The organism is uncultured Pigmentiphaga sp. (assembly GCF_937950555.1).
Lineage (GTDB): Bacteria > Pseudomonadota > Gammaproteobacteria > Burkholderiales > Burkholderiaceae_B > Pigmentiphaga.
On record NZ_CALFCW010000030.1, the window covers coordinates 243,175 to 261,352 of the forward strand.

General features: G+C 65.2%; 14 protein-coding genes and 1 tRNA gene. 13 read left to right on the forward strand and 2 right to left on the reverse strand.

Annotated elements, in window-relative coordinates:
* Positions 1 to 60: 60 nt before the first annotated feature.
* The 8 genes from Q0319_RS07710 to Q0319_RS07745 all read left to right on the forward strand — a co-directional run bounded on the left by Q0319_RS07710 (position 61) and on the right by Q0319_RS07745 (position 8,903).
* On the forward strand, positions 61 to 2,145 hold the full coding sequence (locus Q0319_RS07710; protein WP_296464172.1) for an ATP-dependent helicase: 2,085 nt from the start codon (positions 61 to 63) through the stop codon (positions 2,143 to 2,145).
* Between the two features lie 124 nt (positions 2,146 to 2,269).
* Positions 2,270 to 4,663 (forward strand): bifunctional salicylyl-CoA 5-hydroxylase/oxidoreductase, encoded by a 2,394-nt coding sequence (locus Q0319_RS07715; RefSeq protein ID WP_296464174.1) that lies wholly within the window; start codon positions 2,270 to 2,272, stop codon positions 4,661 to 4,663.
* A 55-nt stretch (positions 4,664 to 4,718) separates the two neighbouring features.
* A complete protein-coding gene (locus Q0319_RS07720) occupies positions 4,719 to 5,492 on the forward strand; it encodes an SDR family NAD(P)-dependent oxidoreductase (protein WP_299451648.1) in 774 nt (257 codons plus the stop codon).
* A 79-nt stretch (positions 5,493 to 5,571) separates the two neighbouring features.
* The gene (locus tag Q0319_RS07725) at positions 5,572 to 6,045 is read left to right on the forward strand and encodes a MarR family transcriptional regulator (RefSeq protein WP_296464206.1); all 474 of its coding nucleotides are present in this window, start codon (positions 5,572 to 5,574) and stop codon (positions 6,043 to 6,045) included.
* A 12-nt stretch (positions 6,046 to 6,057) separates the two neighbouring features.
* Entirely contained in the window at positions 6,058 to 6,912 is an 855-nt protein-coding gene (locus Q0319_RS07730; RefSeq protein WP_296464180.1) for an enoyl-CoA hydratase family protein, read from the forward strand.
* A gap of 126 nt (positions 6,913 to 7,038) precedes the next feature.
* Entirely contained in the window at positions 7,039 to 8,199 is a 1,161-nt protein-coding gene (locus tag Q0319_RS07735) for an acyl-CoA dehydrogenase family protein (RefSeq protein WP_296464208.1), read from the forward strand.
* A 27-nt stretch (positions 8,200 to 8,226) separates the two neighbouring features.
* Positions 8,227 to 8,619, forward strand: a complete 393-nt coding sequence (locus Q0319_RS07740) for a RidA family protein (protein WP_296464211.1) — start codon at positions 8,227 to 8,229, stop codon at positions 8,617 to 8,619.
* 83 nt (positions 8,620 to 8,702) lie between these two features.
* A complete protein-coding gene (locus tag Q0319_RS07745) occupies positions 8,703 to 8,903 on the forward strand; it encodes a hypothetical protein (protein ID WP_296464183.1) in 201 nt (66 codons plus the stop codon).
* Here the strand turns inward: Q0319_RS07745 and Q0319_RS07750 are convergent.
* Positions 8,872 to 9,840, reverse strand: a complete 969-nt coding sequence (locus tag Q0319_RS07750; protein WP_296464185.1) for a YihY/virulence factor BrkB family protein — start codon at positions 9,838 to 9,840, stop codon at positions 8,872 to 8,874. The two genes, Q0319_RS07745 and Q0319_RS07750, sit on opposite strands and share 32 nt — an antisense overlap.
* Positions 9,841 to 10,027: 187 nt before the next feature.
* Positions 10,028 to 10,993 (reverse strand): tripartite tricarboxylate transporter substrate binding protein, encoded by a 966-nt coding sequence (locus tag Q0319_RS07755; protein ID WP_296464187.1) that lies wholly within the window; start codon positions 10,991 to 10,993, stop codon positions 10,028 to 10,030.
* 295 nt (positions 10,994 to 11,288) lie between these two features.
* Between Q0319_RS07755 and Q0319_RS07760 the strand changes: the two genes are divergently transcribed.
* The 5 genes from Q0319_RS07760 to Q0319_RS07780 all read left to right on the forward strand — a co-directional run bounded on the left by Q0319_RS07760 (position 11,289) and on the right by Q0319_RS07780 (position 18,104).
* Positions 11,289 to 13,490: an ABC transporter substrate-binding protein gene (locus Q0319_RS07760; protein ID WP_296464214.1), complete on the forward strand. Its 2,202-nt coding sequence runs from the start codon at positions 11,289 to 11,291 to the stop codon at positions 13,488 to 13,490.
* Positions 13,487 to 14,464, forward strand: a complete 978-nt coding sequence (locus Q0319_RS07765; RefSeq protein ID WP_296464188.1) for an ABC transporter permease — start codon at positions 13,487 to 13,489, stop codon at positions 14,462 to 14,464. Before Q0319_RS07760 ends, Q0319_RS07765 begins: the two co-directional genes overlap by 4 nt.
* A 4-nt stretch (positions 14,465 to 14,468) precedes the next feature.
* A complete protein-coding gene (locus Q0319_RS07770; RefSeq protein WP_299451650.1) occupies positions 14,469 to 15,932 on the forward strand; it encodes an ABC transporter permease in 1,464 nt (487 codons plus the stop codon).
* Entirely contained in the window at positions 15,932 to 17,860 is a 1,929-nt protein-coding gene (locus Q0319_RS07775) for a dipeptide ABC transporter ATP-binding protein (protein WP_299451651.1), read from the forward strand. The genes Q0319_RS07770 and Q0319_RS07775 overlap by 1 nt, the downstream gene beginning before the upstream one ends.
* A gap of 156 nt (positions 17,861 to 18,016) precedes the next feature.
* Positions 18,017 to 18,104 (forward strand) — tRNA-Ser (locus tag Q0319_RS07780).
* The last annotated feature ends 74 nt before the right edge of the window (positions 18,105 to 18,178 follow it).

Sequence of the window (18,178 nt, forward strand, 5' to 3'; positions counted from 1 at the left end):
GGATGAGATGCAGCGGGAAAGGGCGTTTATACTGGATGAATATACAGTTTTCGCGTCCTTATGTCACATACCGCCGATGCGCCCGGCCGCGATCCTTGGGCCGAATTGAATCCCAGCCAACGCGAGGCCGTCGAGTACGGCCTGGGCGACGATGCCGTTTGCGGCCCCTTGCTGGTGATCGCGGGTGCGGGATCGGGCAAGACCAGCACTTTGGCCCATCGCGTCGCCAGGCTCATCCTCCATGGCGTCGACCCGCAGCGCCTCTTGCTGTTGACGTTCTCGCGCCGGGCCGCCGCCGAAATGGAGCGGCGCGCGGGCCGCGTATTGCAAGCCGTGCTCGGCAGCCCGGGCGGTGAACCGCCCGCCCTGCCGTGGGCCGGCACCTTCCATGCCATCGGCGCGCGCCTGTTGCGGGAGTATGCGCCGCGCATCGGGCTGTCCGAGTCTTTCACCATCCACGACCGGGGCGACGCCGAAGATCTCATGGGGTTCGTCCGGCATGAGCTTGGGTTCTCCGGTGCCAAGTCACGCTTTCCCCTCAAGGGCACGTGCCTTGCCATTTATTCGCGCGCCGTCAACAGCCAGGCGTCGCTGGAAGCCGTGCTGGCCAAGCATTTCCCGTGGTGCGCGCAGTGGGAGGCGGAGCTCAAGACGCTGTTCGGCGCGTACGTGCAGGCCAAGCAGGACCAGCACGTGCTCGACTACGACGATCTCTTGCTTTACTGGGCCGAAATGATGAAAGAGCCAGCCATCGCACAAGAGCTGGGCGGGGCCTTCGATCACGTGCTGGTGGATGAATACCAAGACACCAACCGCCTGCAGGCGGAGATCCTGCTCGCCATGAAGCCGGATGGCCGCGGGCTGACGGTGGTGGGCGACGACGCCCAGTCCATCTATTCCTTCCGTGCCGCCACGGTGCGCAATATCCTCGACTTCCCGGCGCAATTCCCGCGGCCGGCGCATATCGTCACGCTGGAGCGCAATTACCGGTCGACGCAACCCATCCTGGACGCATCCAACGCAGTGATCGCCGAGGCGGCGGAGCGCTATGCCAAGCGGCTCTGGACCGATCGCGCTTCGGCGCAGCGCCCGCAGCTGGTTTATGTCAGCGACGAGTCAGGGCAGGCACGGTGGGTGGCGGACCAGGTCCTTGCCAAGCGGGAGGCGGGCACGCGGCTGATGTCGCAGGCCGTGCTCTTCCGTTCCGCCAGCCATAGCGCAACGCTGGAGCTGGAGCTCGCCCGACGCAACATTCCCTTCGTGAAGTTCGGCGGCCTCAAGTTTCTCGAAGCAGCGCACATCAAGGACGTGCTCGCCTTGTTGCGCTGGGCGGCCAACCCCCTGAGCCGTTTGTCGGGCTTTCGCGTCGCGCAGTTGATGCCGGGCATCGGGCCCGCCACTGCCATGCGCCTGCTCGATGCCATGGCGCAAGCAAGTGACCCGGCCCAGGCGCTCGCGTGCTTTGCTCCGCCTCCTGCCGCCGCGGAAGACTGGAAGGGGTTCGTGCAGGCGTTCCTGTCGTTGCGCGAGGAGGGCCTGGCTTGGCCGGCGCACGTCGACTTGGCATTGCGCTGGTATGGCCCCCACTTGCAGCGGCTGTACGATGACGCCGCCGTGCGCCGGGCAGACCTCGACCAGCTGGCACGCATAGCCGGCACGTACGCGTCGCGCGAGCAATTCCTGACCGAACTGACGCTCGATCCGCCGGACGCCACCAGCGGGCAATCCGGCGCGCCGCTGCTCGACGAGGATTACCTCATCCTGTCTACCATTCACTCGGCCAAGGGGCAGGAATGGAATACCGTGTACGTGCTCAACGTCGTGGACGGCTGCATTCCGTCGGACATGAGCACCGGGGACGCCGAGGAAATCGAGGAAGAGCGGCGCCTCTTGTACGTGGCCATGACGCGGGCCAAGGAAGACCTGCAATTGATTGTGCCGCAACGCTTTTACGTGCACCAGCAGAGCAGCATGGGCGACCGGCACGTCTACGGCACGCGCAGCCGGTTCATTCCCGAGCGCCTGCTTCCTTTGTTCGAAATCTTGCCCAAGGCAGGGCAGGCTCCGGGCGCAGGGGGCGGGCCCGGCTCGCCGTCGGGCCCCCGAGTGGACATCGCGAGCCGCATGCGCAATGCCTGGCGATGAGTCTTTCCACGCAAAATGATTGACACAAAAATATTTTAAGTATGAAATAATGACCGTCGATTAGACGGGGGCGTTGCGTCCTCCAGTCATCTGGAAAGAGGCTCATCCGGCCAGCGGAGGACTCATGAACATCGTATGCATCGGCGGCGGTCCCGCCGGGTTGTACTTTGCGCTGCTGATGAAAAAGCGGGATCCGTCCTCCCGCATCGTGGTCATCGAGCGTAATCGTCCCTACGATACCTTCGGTTGGGGCGTGGTGTTCTCGGACCAAACGCTGGGCAACCTGGTGCAGGCGGACGAACCTACGGCCCGGCGCATCCTCCAGTCGTTCAATCACTGGGACGACATCGACGTCCACTTCAAGGGTCGAACCATCACTTCGGGCGGACACGGCTTTTGCGGCATCGGCCGCAAGCGCCTCCTGAACATCCTGCAGGACCGCTGCCAGGAACTGGGCGTGGAGCTGGTATTCGAAACCGAAGTGGAAGACGATCGGGAAATCGCAAGGCGCTATCAAGCCGACCTGGTCGTCGCGTCGGACGGCTTGAACAGCAAGGTGCGCAAGCGCTACGAGCACGTATTCAGGCCCGACATCCAGACCCGGCATTGCCGCTTCGTGTGGCTCGGGACCAAGAAGCTGTTCTCCGCGTTCACGTTCGCATTCGAAGAGACCGAATACGGATGGTTCCAGGCCCACGCCTATCAATACGATGGCGACACGTCCACCTTTATCGTCGAGACGCCGGATCACGTGTGGCAACGCGCCGGCCTGGACAAGATGAGCCAGGACGAGGCCGTCGCGTTTTGCGAGCGGTTGTTCGCCAAGTATCTCGACGGTCATCCGCTGATGAGCAATTCGCCGCACCTGCGGGGTTCGGCGATCTGGATCCGCTTCCCTCGCATCGTCTGTGCGAGCTGGATCCATTGGAACGAGATCGACGGCAGGCGGGTTCCCGTCGTATTGATGGGCGATGCGGCACATTCGGCGCATTTCTCTATCGGCTCGGGCACCAAGCTAGCGCTGGAGGACGCGATCGAGCTCTCGCGCTGCTTCGACACGCACCGGGAACAACGCCTGGAAGAGCTGTTGGCGGCCTATGAGGCGGTGCGGTCCGTCGAAGTGCTCAAGATCCAGAATGCCGCGCGTAACTCCATGGAGTGGTTCGAGAATGTGAGCCGCTATGTCGACCTCGAGCCGGAGCAGTTCGCCTACTCCATGCTGACGCGCAGCCAGCGCGTTTCGCACGAAAACCTGAGGCTGCGCGACGCTTCCTACGTCGAGAGCTACGAGCGCTGGTTCGCGCGGCGCGCGTTCGCGGCCGCTGGCCTGCCGGAGCCCGAGGCGGCCCGCGGCAAGCCTGTCCCACCCATGCTCACGCCGTACCGCGTACGCGACCTGGTGCTCAAGAACCGCATCGTCATGTCGCCCATGGCGCAGTATTCGGCCGTGGACGGCACGGTGGGCGATTTCCACCTCGTCCACCTGGGTAGCCGCGCCATGGGCGGCGCCGCCATGGTGTTCGCCGAGATGACCTGCGTGTCGGCCGATGCGCGCATTACGCCCGGCTGCCCGGGCTTGTACCGCCCTGAGCATACTGCCGCCTGGAAGCGCATCGTCGACTTCGTCCATGAGAACACGGATGCCAAGATTGCCATGCAGCTTGGGCACGCTGGGCCCAAGGGCTCGACCCGGCGTGCCTGGGAGGGGACGGACCTGCCGCTGGAGTCGGGCAACTGGCCGCTGGTGGCCGCCTCCGAGCAGCAATACCTGGAAGGCGTCTCGCAGGTGGCGCGCGCCGCTACGCGTGAAGACATGCGGCGCATCCTGGATGATTTCGTGCGCGCCACGGTCGAGGCGGACAAGGCTGGGTTCGATTGGCTCGAGTTGCACTGCGCCCACGGGTATCTGCTCTCCAGCTTCATTTCCCCGCTGACCAACCATCGCACCGACGAATACGGCGGCAGTCTGGAGAACCGCTGCCGCTACCCGCTCGAAGTCTTCGCCGCCATGCGCGAAGCCTGGCCGGCGCACAAACCCATGAGCGTGCGCATTTCGGCGCACGACTGGGTGGAGGGTGGCATCACGCCGGACGATGCCGTCCGGATCGCCCGCATGTTCAAAGCGGCGGGCGCGGACATGATCGACTGTTCCTCGGGCCAGGTGAGCAAACGCGAGCAGCCGGTGTACGGGCGCATGTTCCAAACGCCTTTCGCCGACCGCATCCGCAACGAAGCCGGCATCCCCACCATTGCCGTGGGCGCCATCTTCGAGGCGGATCATGTCAATGGAATCATCGCGGCGGGGCGCGCCGACCTCTGCGCGCTGGCGCGGCCGCACCTGGCCAACCCCGCGTGGACGCTGCTGGAAGCCGCGAAGATGGGATGGGACGTGAGCTGGCCCAAGCAGTACTATGCGGGCCGCATGCAGTTGGAGCGCAACCTCGAGCGCGAACGGCAGCTGGCGGCGGCCAACCAGGGTTTGTCGCCGCGGGAGATTGCCGCGCGTCTCCTGGAGTAGGCGTGCGTCGCGGACGCGTTTCGCCCCTCTCGTTCGACTGGCAGGACATACGACCATGGAGCAATTGAAAGGAAAACATGCGCTGGTGACGGGCGGGGGCCGGGGCATAGGCCTGGCGATCGCGCGCGAATTGCTGCGCCATGGCGCGTCCGTCACATTGGCGGGCCGCAGCGAGGCAGCCTTGGATGCGGCCGTTGCCGAGCTGTCGCCGCTGGGCGCGGTTCGCAGCCAGCGCATGGATGTTGCCGAATCTGCGTCGGTGCAGCATGGCATCGCCGCTGCCGCGGCGGCTGCCGGGCGCATCGACATACTCGTCAACAACGCGGGGCAGGCCGAGTCGGCGGCGATCGGCAAGACCGACGATGCACTGTGGGCGCGGATGCTGGCGGTGAATTTGAGCGGCGTGTTTTATTGCTCTCGGGCCGTCCTGCCGGGCATGTTGGAGGCGGGATGGGGCCGTATCGTCAACGTGGCGAGCACTGCCGGGCTCATCGGTTATGCGTATACGGCTGCCTACTGTGCATCCAAGCACGGGGTGGTGGGGCTCACGCGGGCGATGGCGCTGGAGGTCGCGGCCAAGGGCGTGACCGTCAACGCGGTGTGTCCCGGCTTTACGGAAACCGACTTGAGCCGGGAGGCGATCGCCAATATATCCGCCCGCACGGGTCGCAGCGAAGCTGAGGCCAAGGCGGCGCTGGCGGCGTTCAATCCCCAGAAGCGCCTGGTGCAGCCCGAGGAAGTGGCCCATGCGGCAGTTTGGCTCTGCCTGCCGGCCTCTGCGGCGATGAACGGCCAAGCCGTCGCGGTGGCCGGGGGCGAAGTGACTTGAAGGAGTAACGATGGCACGCAAATCCATCGGCGAATCGAATGGCGCCGGCACGGGATCGGGCTCCGCTGCGGTGCTCGACATGGAGGCGCGCCTCACCGAGGACCATCACCAGTCCCTCGTGCTGTGGCTGCGCATGCTGTCGTGCACCGTACGCGTCGAGAATGAAATCCGCTCGCGCCTGCGTACGCATTTCGGCATCACCTTGCCGCGTTTTGACCTCATGGCCCAACTCGAGCGTCATCCGGAAGGGCTGCGGATGGGAGAGCTGTCCCAGCGCATGATGGTGACGGGCGGCAATGTCACGGGCATTACCGACCAGCTCGAAGAAGAAGGCTTGGTGGTGCGCGAGCCCTCGCCCGAAGACCGGCGCGCGTTCGTGGTCAAGCTCACGCCTGCTGGCCGCAAGGCGTTCGGAAAAATGGCCGCCGTGCACGAGCAATGGATCATCGAGCTGTTCTCGGCTTTGCCGGCGTCGTCCAAGGACATGCTCATCGACTTGTTGTCGCAATTGAAACAAGGCCTCAACGATCGCTTGCCGAATGAACGCAAATAAAAGGTGACGACTATGCGCTACGTCCACGGTGAAAAACAGATGTTGCACGGCGCCCGCGCGGCCATGGCCGGCTACCAGGCCCGGCATTTTTCCCTCGAAGCGCGCGGCGCCACTGCCGTCGTCACGCTCGACCGGCCGGAGCGCAAGAATCCGCTGACCTTCGAGTCGTATGCCGAACTGCGCGATTTCTTCCGGGACTTGGCCTATGCCGAAGATATTCGCACCGTGGTCATCCAGGGTGCCGGCGGCAACTTCTGTTCCGGCGGCGACGTGCACGACATCATCGGGCCGCTGACCAAGCTGGACATGCCTTCCCTCCTGGCGTTCACCCGGATGACCGGGGATTTGGTCAAGGCGATGCGTGCATGTCCGCAACCCATCATTGCCGCCGTAGACGGCGTGTGCGCGGGGGCTGGCGCGATCTTGGCCATGGCTGCCGACATGCGGCTGGGCACGGCGCGCAGCAAGACCGCCTTCTTGTTCACCCGGGTGGGCCTGGCCGGCTGTGACATGGGCGCGTGCGCCATATTGCCCCGGCTGATCGGGCAGGGGAGGGCGTCGGAACTGCTCTACACGGGGCGCGCGATGAGCGGCGACGAAGGCGAACGCTGGGGATTCTTCAACCGGCTCTGCGAGCCGGAGGCGCTCTTGGAGGAAGCGTGCGCGCTGGCTGCGAGCCTGGCTCAAGGGCCGACGTTCGCGCATGCGATGACCAAGCGCATGCTGCACCAGGAGTGGAACATGAGCATCGAGCAGGCCATCGAGTCTGAAGCCCAGGCCCAGGCCATTTGCATGGCGACGAATGATTTCCATCGCGCGTATCACGCGTTCGTCGCCAAGCAGCGCCCAGTATTCGAAGGCGATTGATACCCGTTCCCGCGCGGGCGCTGCCCGCGCCTGGCTTCCATGCATTGCGGAATCAACATGAGCGAAACCACCCCATCGAATGCCGTGCCGGCGCGTACCCCGCAACAGGGGGGCAAGGCATCGCGGATGCAGCACCTGGACTGGCCATTCTTTGAGCCGCGCCACGGCAAGCTGGTCGCAGCGCTCGATCAGTGGGCAGCCGGCCGGACGGCGCACGCGCATGGCGCAGACGTCGATGCGACCTGCCGGGACCTGGTGAGGGCGCTGGGCGAGGGGGGATGGCTGCAGCATGCTGTGGCCGGACGTGCCTACGGCGGGTCGTCCGATACCATCGATACCCGCACGGTGTGCCTGATCCGCGAGACCTTGGCGTATCACGACGGGCTGGCCGATTTCGCGTTCGCCATGCAGGGGCTGGGGTCCGGGGCCATTAGCCTATTCGGCACCACCGAGCAACGTGCTCGCTACCTGCAGCGCGTGGCGGCGGGGCAGGCCATTGCGGCGTTCGCGCTGTCAGAGCCCGAGGCGGGATCGGACGTGGCAGCCATGGCGTGCGCGGCCCGCCCGGACGGTTCCGGCTACCTGCTGAACGGCACAAAGACGTGGATTTCGAATGGCGGCATCGCGGACTTCTACGTGGTGTTCGTGCGCACCGGCGAGGCGCCCGGCGCGCGCGGCATTACTGCTTTCGTGGTGGATGCCGATACGCCGGGGCTCGAGGTCGCCGAGCGCATCGACGTCATTGCGCCGCATCCGCTCGCGCGCTTGCGCTTCCATGACTGCCGCGTGCCGGCCGCCCAGAGGCTGGGCGAGCCGGGGCAGGGCTTCAAAGTGGCCATGGCCACGCTGGATGTGTTTCGCACCTCCGTGGCGGCGGCTGCGCTCGGCTTTGCCCGGCGGGCGTTCGACGAGGCGATCGGGCGCGCGACGTCGCGCCGCATGTTCGGCCAAACGCTGGCCGATTTCCAACTTACCCAGTCCAAGCTTGCGGAAATGGCGACCGGCATCGATGCCGCCGCGCTGCTGACTTATCGTGCGGCATGGATGCGCGACGGCGGCGCTCGCATTACGAAAGAAGCCGCCATGGCCAAGATGACCGCCACCGAAACCGCGCAGCGCGTCATCGACGCCGCGGTGCAGATGTTCGGCGGGCAGGGGGTCGTGAGCGGCGAAACCGTCGAGCGGCTTTACCGCGAGATCAGGGCCCTGCGCATTTACGAAGGCGCCACCGAAGTCCAACAATTGATCATCGCCCGCGAACTGCTGCGTTCTGCCGGGGCGGCCTGACTAAAAGGAGAATCCATGGCATCGAACATCGAGATCCTGCAGCCCGGGGGTTGGCCGCGCCCGCGCGGTTATAGCAACGGCGTCGCCGCCCGCGGCAAGCAGATCTTCATCAGCGGGATGATAGGCTGGGACCCGGATGGCGTCTTTCGGGCCAAGGACTTTGCGGGGCAGGTGCGGCAGGCGCTCGCGAACGTCGTCGCCGTGCTGGCCGAGGCCGGGGCCCGGCCGGAACACATCGTGCGCATGACCTGGTACGTGCTCGACAAACGGGTTTATGTCGCGTCGTACGAAGAAATCGGAAAGGCGTATCGCGAAATCATCGGCCGCCATTTTCCGGCCATGACGGCGGTGCAGGTAGCCGGCCTGATCGAAGACGAAGCGCAGGTCGAAATCGAGGTCACGGCCGTCATTCCGGACTGACCCGGCAGTTTGGTCGCATCTCTTTCGCCCCGTGGGTATCATTGCAACGAGATGCGGCGATCCACGCCGTGGAGGGGTCCATCGTGAAAGACAAGCCTCACACCCTCAAGGCGGGGTATTACTGGTATTTCATCGACACCGACCCGCCGTCGGTCATACATATCCATGAGTCCGGCTCGGCGAGCTTGATGGGTACCGACTACGAGGTACCCGCCGAAGACGTTGCCGAAATGATCGCGCGGGGCGAAACCTTTATTTGGATCGATCCGCCCCAGGTGCCTTGAGCGCCGCATCCGTTCGGCCGGCTTTGCGCGAGGGTGCCTGCACGGGCCCAGGCCGCCGGCGCCTGCCCTGCCCGAAGGTGTCCGCATACTGCCGGGTAAACGCCGCGCCGAAGAAAAAAATCTGGGCAGAGTAGTAAATCCACAGGATCAGCGCGATGACCGAGCCTGCCACGCCGTAGGACGAAGCCACGTTGCCGTGGCCAAGATACAGGCCGATGACGCTCTTGCCCACCGAAAACAGCACGGCCGTGACTAGCGCTCCGGGAAGGACGTCGCGCCACGGAATGCTCGTGCTGGGCAGGAGCTTGAAAACGACCGCGAACAGCGCGGTCACGACGGCGAAAGAAAACAGGCTCGAGGCCAGCATCGCCGTCGTGGCGAACGCCGACTCCACCCAGAATGCATGCCAGTAATCCTGCAGGGCAGTGAGCGCGGCATTGACCGTCAGCGAAATCAGCAGGAACAGCGCAAGCACGAGCACCAGCCCGAACGACAACAACCGGCTGCGGATCTGCGCCCAGACGCCGGATGTCTTGGAGGCCGGTACGTCCCATAGTTCGTCGAGGCTGTCTTTCAGTTCCGCGAACGCGGTCGTTGCGCTGAACATCAGCAACACCGTCGAAATGAGCGCTGCAGCCCATCCTTTGTCGGATTGCTGCGCGCTGGCGAGGACGGTCTGGATGGCTTCGGCCCCTTGCTGGCCGGTCAGCGAGCGCATCTGGCCGACGAGCTGGTTGCGCACGGCTTCCTCACCGAAGAAGGCACCGGCGATGGCGATGACCAGCAGCAGTATCGGCGCCAGCGAGAACACCATGTATAGGGCCAGGGCGGCGCCCTTGCTCGAGGCGCGGTGGGCCGACCAGCGGCGCACTGTGTCCCAGGCCAGAGAGACGACGAGCGTGCGGCGGAATCGTTCGAGGCGGGAACGCAAGTCCATGGAGCGACCGGCTGCGGTAGAGGTGGATCCTCGTCATTCTGGGCGCCTGCAGCCCCGGCGTCTGCTCATCCATACAAACCGACGCAACTGTAGATTTTTCTAACGGGAAACGCCGCGCGCTCTCGGTGTCGTCTATTGGGTACGCATCCGTTTCTTGCTTGCTGCCCCTGCCGCCCGGCCGGAGGCGTCAGTCCTGTGCGCGGAAGCCGGTCTGCGCGACGACCTCGCGCCAGCGTGCGATCTCCGCCCGGGTGTAGTCCCCGAGCGCCCGGCTACTGGCAAAGGCCGGGTTCACGCCTTGGTCCACCAGCTTGCGGCGGACCTCGTCGTCCTGCATGATCTGCTCGACCGCACGTTCCAGCGTGGCCACGACTTCGGCCGGCGTGCCCCGGGGAGCGTAGAGTCCGTACCATCCCGTGGCATCGACGTCGGGGTAGCCCAGCTCGGTCATAGTGGGAACGTCCGGGGCGGCTGGCTGCCGGCGTTTCCCCGTGACGCCCAGCACTTTCAGCTTGCCGCCCTGGGCCAGCTGTTGCGCCACTTGCAGGACGACGAAGCCGAACTGCACTTGCCCGCCCACCAAATCGGTGACCAGCGGCGCGGAGCCTTTGTAGGGTACGTGCTGCATGTCGAGCCCAGCCTTGCGGTTGAGCATGTCGCCCGCGAACTGGGAGGGCGTTGCGGCGCCGAAGGAGCCGTACGAATACTTGCCTCGCCCTGCGCGCAGCCAGGACAGGAGCTCCGGAAAGTTGCGGGCCGGCGTGCTGCCCGGGACTGCCAGCGCCAGTTCGAAATCCACCAGGCGCGCGATGGGCGTGAAGTCCTGGACCGGATCGTAGGGCAGTTTCTTGAAGGTGGCGGGATTCACGGCCATGGTCTGGGCAAAGCCCATCAGCACCGTATAGCCGTCCGGCGCGGCCTTGGCGACTGCGGCCGTTCCGATGAAGCCGCTGGCCCCCGCCTTGTTCTCGACAATGACGGGTTGGCCCAACCGGGCCCGCAGTTTCTCCGCCACCATCCGGGCGACCACGTCGGGCGTTCCGCCCGGGGGCCCCGGCACGACGAGGGTGACTGGGCGGGACGGATAATCGCTTGCATGGGCGGCAGCTGCTGCCAGCAAGCATGAAAGAAACACTGCAGTGTAGCGAAGCATTCGTCTTCCCCTGGCGATGACCGGCCATCGTAGTCCCGGACGTCCGCGGGCTGGTAATGCGATTTCCCGGCGTAGATATGCCCGATGCCTATATCGTCGGCCGAGAATGGGCGATCGGGGTATTCCTTAGGCTGGGCACAGCCGTCGAGGCTAGGGTTTTTGCTATCCTCACCGGAACGTTACCCCTGGGAGATAGCTGATGCGCCTCGTGCGCGCTGAAGGTATGAAACAGGGCGCAAAGCGCGCATGGAGTTGGACAATACGCTTGCTTGGCGTGGTCGGCGCGGCCGTCGTGATGGGCTGCTCGTCCGGCGACCCGGGTGCGCGTACGCCGCTCAACAGCCCTTATGCCGCCGGCGCAGAGCGCGAAAACGTCATGTACACGGCGTTCACGCAGCGCTCGCCCAAATACCTGGACCCGGCCAGCTCCTACTCTGTCGACGAGACGCCGTACACCTACCAGATCTATGAACCGCTGTACGGCTACCATTACCTGAAGCGTCCCTACGAGCTCGTGCCGCGCACGGCGACCCGCATCGTCGAGCCGGTTTACCTGGACGAGGCCGGCAACGTGCTGCCGCCCGACGTGCCGGGGGAGCGCGTGGCGCAGAGCGTGTACGACATACCCATCAAGCCGGGCATCCTGTTCCAGCCCCATCCGGCCTTCGCGGTCGACGAATCCGGGCGCGACCGGTACCGGCACCTCAAGCCGGAGGACCTGGAGGGCAAGTACGCGATCACCGATTTTCCCCACACGGGTACGCGCGAGCTGACCGCGGACGACTACGTCTATGGCATCCGGCGCCTGGCGACGACGCGCGTGGTTTCGCCCATCTATGCGCACATGACGGACTACATCGTCGGCTTCAAGGAGTACGGCGATCGCATCCGCGTCGTCGATGCCGAGTTGCGCAAAGGGCTGGACCCCACCACCCGCGACCTGCCTTGGCTGGATTTTCGCCAATACGCCTTCGAGGGCGTGGAGGCGCTCGATAAGTACACGCTGCGGATTCGGGTCAAGGGCAAGTATCCACAGTTCAAGTACTGGCTGGCCATGACGTTCTTCGCCCCCATCCCGTGGGAGGCCGACCAGTTCTACAGCCAGCCGGGCATGGCAGCCCGCAACTTGACCCTGAATTACTGGCCGGTGGGGACGGGGCCGTACATGTTGACCGAGTACCGGGAGAACCGCCGGCACGTGTTGACCCGCAATCCGAATTTCCGGGGAGAGCCGTATCCCTGCGAGGGTACCGAAGAGGACCGCGCCGCCGGCCTGCTCGAGGATTGCGGCAAGCCGACGCCCTTCATCGATCGCATTGTTTTCAGCATCGAGAAAGAAAGCGTGCCGCTGCAAGGCAAGTTCCTGCAGGGCTATTACGACGTGCCGCAGGCCGAGCGCGGCGAGTACGGCGTCGCCTACCTGGTGGCGGCGGGCGATTCCCAGGAAAAGGCCGCGCTGTACGCCGAGCGCGGGCTCAAGCTTCCCACTACGGTCGAGACCCAGAATTGGTACATGGGCTTCAACTGGCTGGACCCTGTCGTGGGGAAGGGAGAGACGCCCGAACAGCAGGAACGTAACCGCAAACTGCGCCAGGCCATCAGCATCGCCGTCGATTGGGAAGAATACGTCACGATTTTCGAAAACGGGCAGGCGCAGGTGGCACACGGCCCGCTGCCGCCCGGTTTGCTGGGGTACAAGGATCCGCCCGCCGGCGCCAATCCGGTGGTCTACGACATCGATGGCGAGAAAGTCACGCGCAAGCCGCTCGAGGTGGCCAAGCGACTCCTTGCCGAGGCGGGCTATCCCGAAGGCCGCAATGCGCAGACCGGCCAGCCGCTGGTCCTGAACTACGACGCCATGGGGGGAGTCTCGCCCGCCGCCCGCTCCCAGTTCGACTGGCTGCAGCGCCAATTCGGCAAGCTCGGCATACAGCTGGAAATTCGTTCTACCGACTACAACCGGTTCCAGGACAAAATGCGGCGCGGGGTGGCCCAGCTATTCATGTGGGGATGGAACGCCGACTATCCCGACGCGGAAAACTTCCTGTTCCTGCTGTACGGCCCCAACGGCAAGGCCAAGCATGGCGGCGAGAATGCCTCCAATTACACCAATCCGGAGTTCGACAAGCTCTTCGAGCGGATGAAGTATTTGGACGACGGCCCCGAAAAAGAGGAGCTGATCGCCCGCATGGTGTCCATCGTGCAACAAGACGCGGCTTGGATGTTCGGATACTTCCCGAAGTCGGGCGGCGCCTATCACCAGTGGGTGGGCAACGGCAAGCCGACCCAGATGATACGCAATCATCTCCAATACATGAAAATCGATCCCGAGCTGCGTGCGCGCAAGATAGCCGAATGGAATCGCCCGGTGTGGTGGCCGGTCCTGCTCGCGGCGGCGTTGTTGGTGTTGCTCGCCTTGCCGGCCTGGCGCATGGTCCGCCGCCGGGACCGCGCCGTCGCGGTTCAATCCGATCGCCCAGCAAGGAGCCCTGCATGACGGCTTATATCGTGCGCCGGATCCTCTACGGGGTCTTGATCCTGATCGGCGTCAATCTCTTCACTTTCATCCTGTTCTTCACGGTCAACACGCCCGACGACATGGCGCGCCTGGCCATAGGCGGACGGCGCGTGAGCGCCGATGCCATCGAGAAGTGGAAGGTCGAGCGCGGTTATGACAAGCCGCTGCTGGTCAACGCCCAGGCGCAAGGGGTGAAGCGCTACACCGACACCATCTTTTTCGAGCGTTCCGTGCGCCTGTTCGCCTTCGACTTCGGCGCGTCGGACGCGGGACGCGACATCGGTTACGAAATCCGCCAGCGGGTCGGGCCGAGCCTGGCGCTGGCAGTGCCGACCTTCCTGCTGGGGTTGTTCGCCAGCGTCGCGTTCTCGCTGCTGCTCGTGTACTTCCGCGGCACCTACCTGGATTTCTGGGGCGTGGTGCTGTGCGTGGCCATGTTGTCGATATCGGCGCTGTTCTACATCATCGCCGGCCAGTATCTGTTTTCCAAGACGCTGAGGTTGGTGCCGCTGTCCGGGTTTGCGGGCGGGTTCGACGCCGTCCGCTTCCTGGTGCTGCCCGTGCTCGTGGCCGTGATCGCCAAGCTCGGGCCCGAAGCGCGTTTCTACCGCGCCTTGTTCCTGGAGGAGATTGGCAAGGATTACGTGCGCACCGCCCGGGCCAAGGGATTGTCAGAACGGCTGGTGCTGTTCCGGCACGTATTGCGCAACGCCATGCTGCCGATTCTGACCAGCACCATTTCCACCATTCCGCTGCTCTTCATGGGCAGCCTGATTGCGGAGTCGTTTTTCGGCATACCGGGGCTGGGCAGCTACACGATGGACGCGATCAACGCGCAGGACTTCGCCATCGTGCGGGCCATGGTATTCATCGGCTCCGTGCTGTACATCATCGGCCTGATCCTGGCCGATATTTCCTACACGATCGCCGATCCGCGCGTCCGCTTCGAGTGAGAACATGCCCAAGATCGTCTTTCTCTGGACCGACCTCGCGCTGTTCCTGATCCTGCTCGGCGTGGCCCTCTATGCCTGGCACGTTGCCCGCACGCCGAACCTGCGCACCACGTGGGCGCGGGTGGGGCGGGACACGTCCGCGATGTGCGCCGCAGTCGTGTTGGGCGTGTTCCTGTTCATAGGCGTGTTGGACTCCATGCATTACCGCCCGCTGCTCGACGCGGTGGAAGTCTCCGGTGGAAAAGGGGCGCGGGCCTACTCGCCGGTGACGCGCTCCGTGCTCGACATCTTGCTGGAGAAACCGATGGGCGGCCGCGAGAAGACGTATTCCGCTCCGCTCGCAGTGCGGCAGTTCACCAAAGAGTCCATGTTGGTGGACGGCAAGCCGGTGCGCGATTACCCGCGCCTGCGCCATGGCGGTGCCCATTTGTCCGATCCCGACCAGCAATGGCTCGGCGACGTGCTGCGGCGGACCGCGGTGGGCGTGGTGGCGGGCGCCTTGGCGGCCGGGTTGGCGGCCTTGCTGGTGGCGGCCGCCTTGGCGCACCGCAGGGGCGTATCCCTGCCTGCCGCCTGGCACGACATCGTGTACCGACGCACTCCCATGCCGCTCGGGCCCATGCTGCTGACATTCGGCATCCTCGCGGTGATCGGCGGCGCGGCGGCGTCGCTGTCCACCGGCTATCACGTCCTGGGCACGGACAGCACCGGCAACGACGTGCTGGTCCAAACAGTGAAAAGCTTCCGTACGGCATTGATCATCGGGAGCGTGACCACGCTGGCGACGCTGCCGTTCGCGCTTTCGCTGGGCATCATGGCGGGCTACCTGAAGGGCTGGGTGGACGACATCATCCAGTACATCTACACCACGCTGACGTCCATTCCCGGCGTGCTGCTCATCGCGGCATGCGTACTCATGGTGCAGGTATTCATCGACAACAACCCCGACATGTTCGAGACAGGCGCCGAGCGGGCCGACCTGCGGCTGTTCCTGTTGTGCATCATCCTTGGCGTGACGGGGTGGGCGGGGCTTTGCCGGCTGCTGCGCGCGGAAACGCTCAAGCTGCGCGAGCTCGACTACGTGCTCGCGGCGCGCGCCTTTGGTGCTTCCCCCGCGCGCATCATGGTCCGCCACCTGCTGCCCAACGTCATGCACATCGTATTGATCACCGTCGTGCTGGAGTTCTCGACGCTCGTTCTCTACGAGGCCGTGCTGTCCTACCTGGGGGTGGGGGTCGATCCGTCCATGAATTCGTTTGGCACCATGATCAACTTGGCGCGCCTGGAAATGTCCCGTGATCCGATGATCTGGTGGAGCCTGCTTTCGGCCTTCGTTTTCATGCTGGCCCTGGTCCTGTCCGCCAACCTGTTCGCCGACGCCGTGCGCGAGGCGTTCGATCCCCGCGCACGGGCGTACCGTCCGGCGTGGGCGCGCGGGCGCGCCGGAAAAATGCTGGAGGATCGCTGATGAGCGCTTTCGACCGGTCGCCGGGCGGCCAGGCCATGCTCGACGTGCGCCACCTGGACGTCATGCTCGATAGCGATCACGGCATCGTGCATGCCGTGGATGCGCTCAGCTTGGCGATCGAACGGGGCCAGACGTTCGCCTTGGTGGGGGAGTCCGGCTGTGGCAAGAGCATGACCGCGCTGGCGCTGTTGCGCTTGTTGCCCGATGCGGGCCGCATCGAGCGCGGAGAAACGCTGCTCGACGGCGTCGATTTGAATCGTTTGCCCGAGCGCGACATGCGGGCCGTGCGCGGCCGCAAGATCGGGATCATCTTCCAGGAGCCTGCCACCAGCCTGAATCCCGTCATGAGGGTGGGCGATCAAATCGTCGAGACCATCGTCACCCATACTTCGCTGCGGGGCGCGGCGGCCAAGTCCAAGGCCGTCGAGTGGCTGCGGCGAGTCGGCATCCCCGAGCCCGAGCGGCGCGTGGATGATTATCCGTTCCAGCTCTCCGGTGGCCAGAAGCAGCGTGTGATGATCGCCATTGCGTTGGCGGCCGAACCCGAGCTGCTCATTGCCGACGAGCCGACCACCGCGCTCGACGTCACCATCCAGGCGCAAATCCTGGATCTGCTGCGCGACCTGCAGACGCAGCTCGGCATGGCCATGATGCTCATCACCCATGACTTGGGCATCGTGCGCCGCATGGCCCACCACGTCGCGCTCATGTATGCCGGCCAGATCGTGGAGTCCGCGCCCGCAGAAGCCTTTTTCCAACGTCCTCGCCACCCCTATGCCCGGCTGCTCTTTAGCGCCTTGCCCAGCATGGCGCGGCGCGGGATGCACCTGGCAGCCATCCCGGGCACGGTGCCGGCGCTCAACCAAGCCTTCCGCGGCTGCCGCTTCGCGCAACGCTGTCCTGCGCATGCGGCAGAGTGCGACGCCGCGCCGCCTGCACTGGTCGAAGAGGCGCCCGGCCATGCGGTGCGCTGCGTGCGCCTGGCCGCGATCGACGCCGCCAAGGCGGAGCATCGGGGACCGGACTTGCCCAGCGTGCACGTTGCGGATGGAGCCTCCCGCCAGGTTCACGCCCCGGGGCGCGTGCCGGACGCCGGCGAGGAAAGGGCCGCCGCCGGGGCCGGCCTGTTGCGCGTATCCGATCTCAAGGTGCATTTCCCCATCCGCAAGGGCGTGCTGCGTCGCACGGTCGGTTGGGTCAAGGCCGTGGATGGCGTGAGCCTCTCGCTGGACGCGGGCAAGACGCTGGCATTGGTGGGTGAATCGGGATGCGGCAAGACCACGACGGGCAAGGCCCTGCTCAGGCTCTTGGACGGAACGGCTGCCGTGACGGGCGAGGCGAGCCTCCTGGGGCAGGACCTCCTGCGCGCGGGGCGCCGGCAGATCAAGCGCCTGCGACGCGACATCCAGATCATCTTCCAGGATCCATTCGCCTCGTTGAATCCGCGCATGCGCGTGGGAGAAATCCTCGACGAAGGCTTGCTCTCGCTGCGGCCGGACCTCGATGACGCCGCCCGCCAGGCCGCCACCCTGCGGTTGCTCGACCAGGTCGGCCTGCGCCCTGACGCACGCGATCGCTATCCGCACGAATTCTCCGGCGGCCAGCGCCAGCGCATCGCCATCGCGCGCGCATTGGCGGTCGAGCCCAAGCTGCTGGTGTGCGACGAACCCACCTCGGCGCTCGACGTTTCCGTCCAGGCCCAGATCCTGAACCTGCTGCACGCGCTCCAGCGCGACATGGGCATTGCCTATCTGTTCATCACCCACAACTTCGGCGTGGTGGAATATCTCGCCGACGACGTGGCCGTGATGCAGGGAGGGCGCATCGTCGAATCAGGGCCCGCCGAGCGCGTGCTGACGCGGCCCGAGCATGACTACACCCGGCGCCTGCTCGACGCCGTGCCGCGGTTCGACGTCGAGGCCGCGTAGCAGGCAGGTGAGCCCCGTGTCGCCCATCGGCCGGGTGGGCGCGCGTAGCCAGTACGTAGGCGGCGCCACCGATCGAGGTGCGGACGGAAGCCGGGGTGAAAATGCATTATCATTCGGCTCTTGCGGAGCCGGCGGCCCCTCACGGCGCCGCGGCCTGGAAGGGTGGCAGAGCGGTTTAATGCACTGGTCTTGAAAACCAGCGATGGGCAACCATCCGTGGGTTCGAATCCCACCCCTTCCGCCACCGCCGTCATTGGCCTTCGTCCACCGCACGCTGAGGCTGGCGCGACCGTGGATCAACGGCATGTCCCTTGCTAT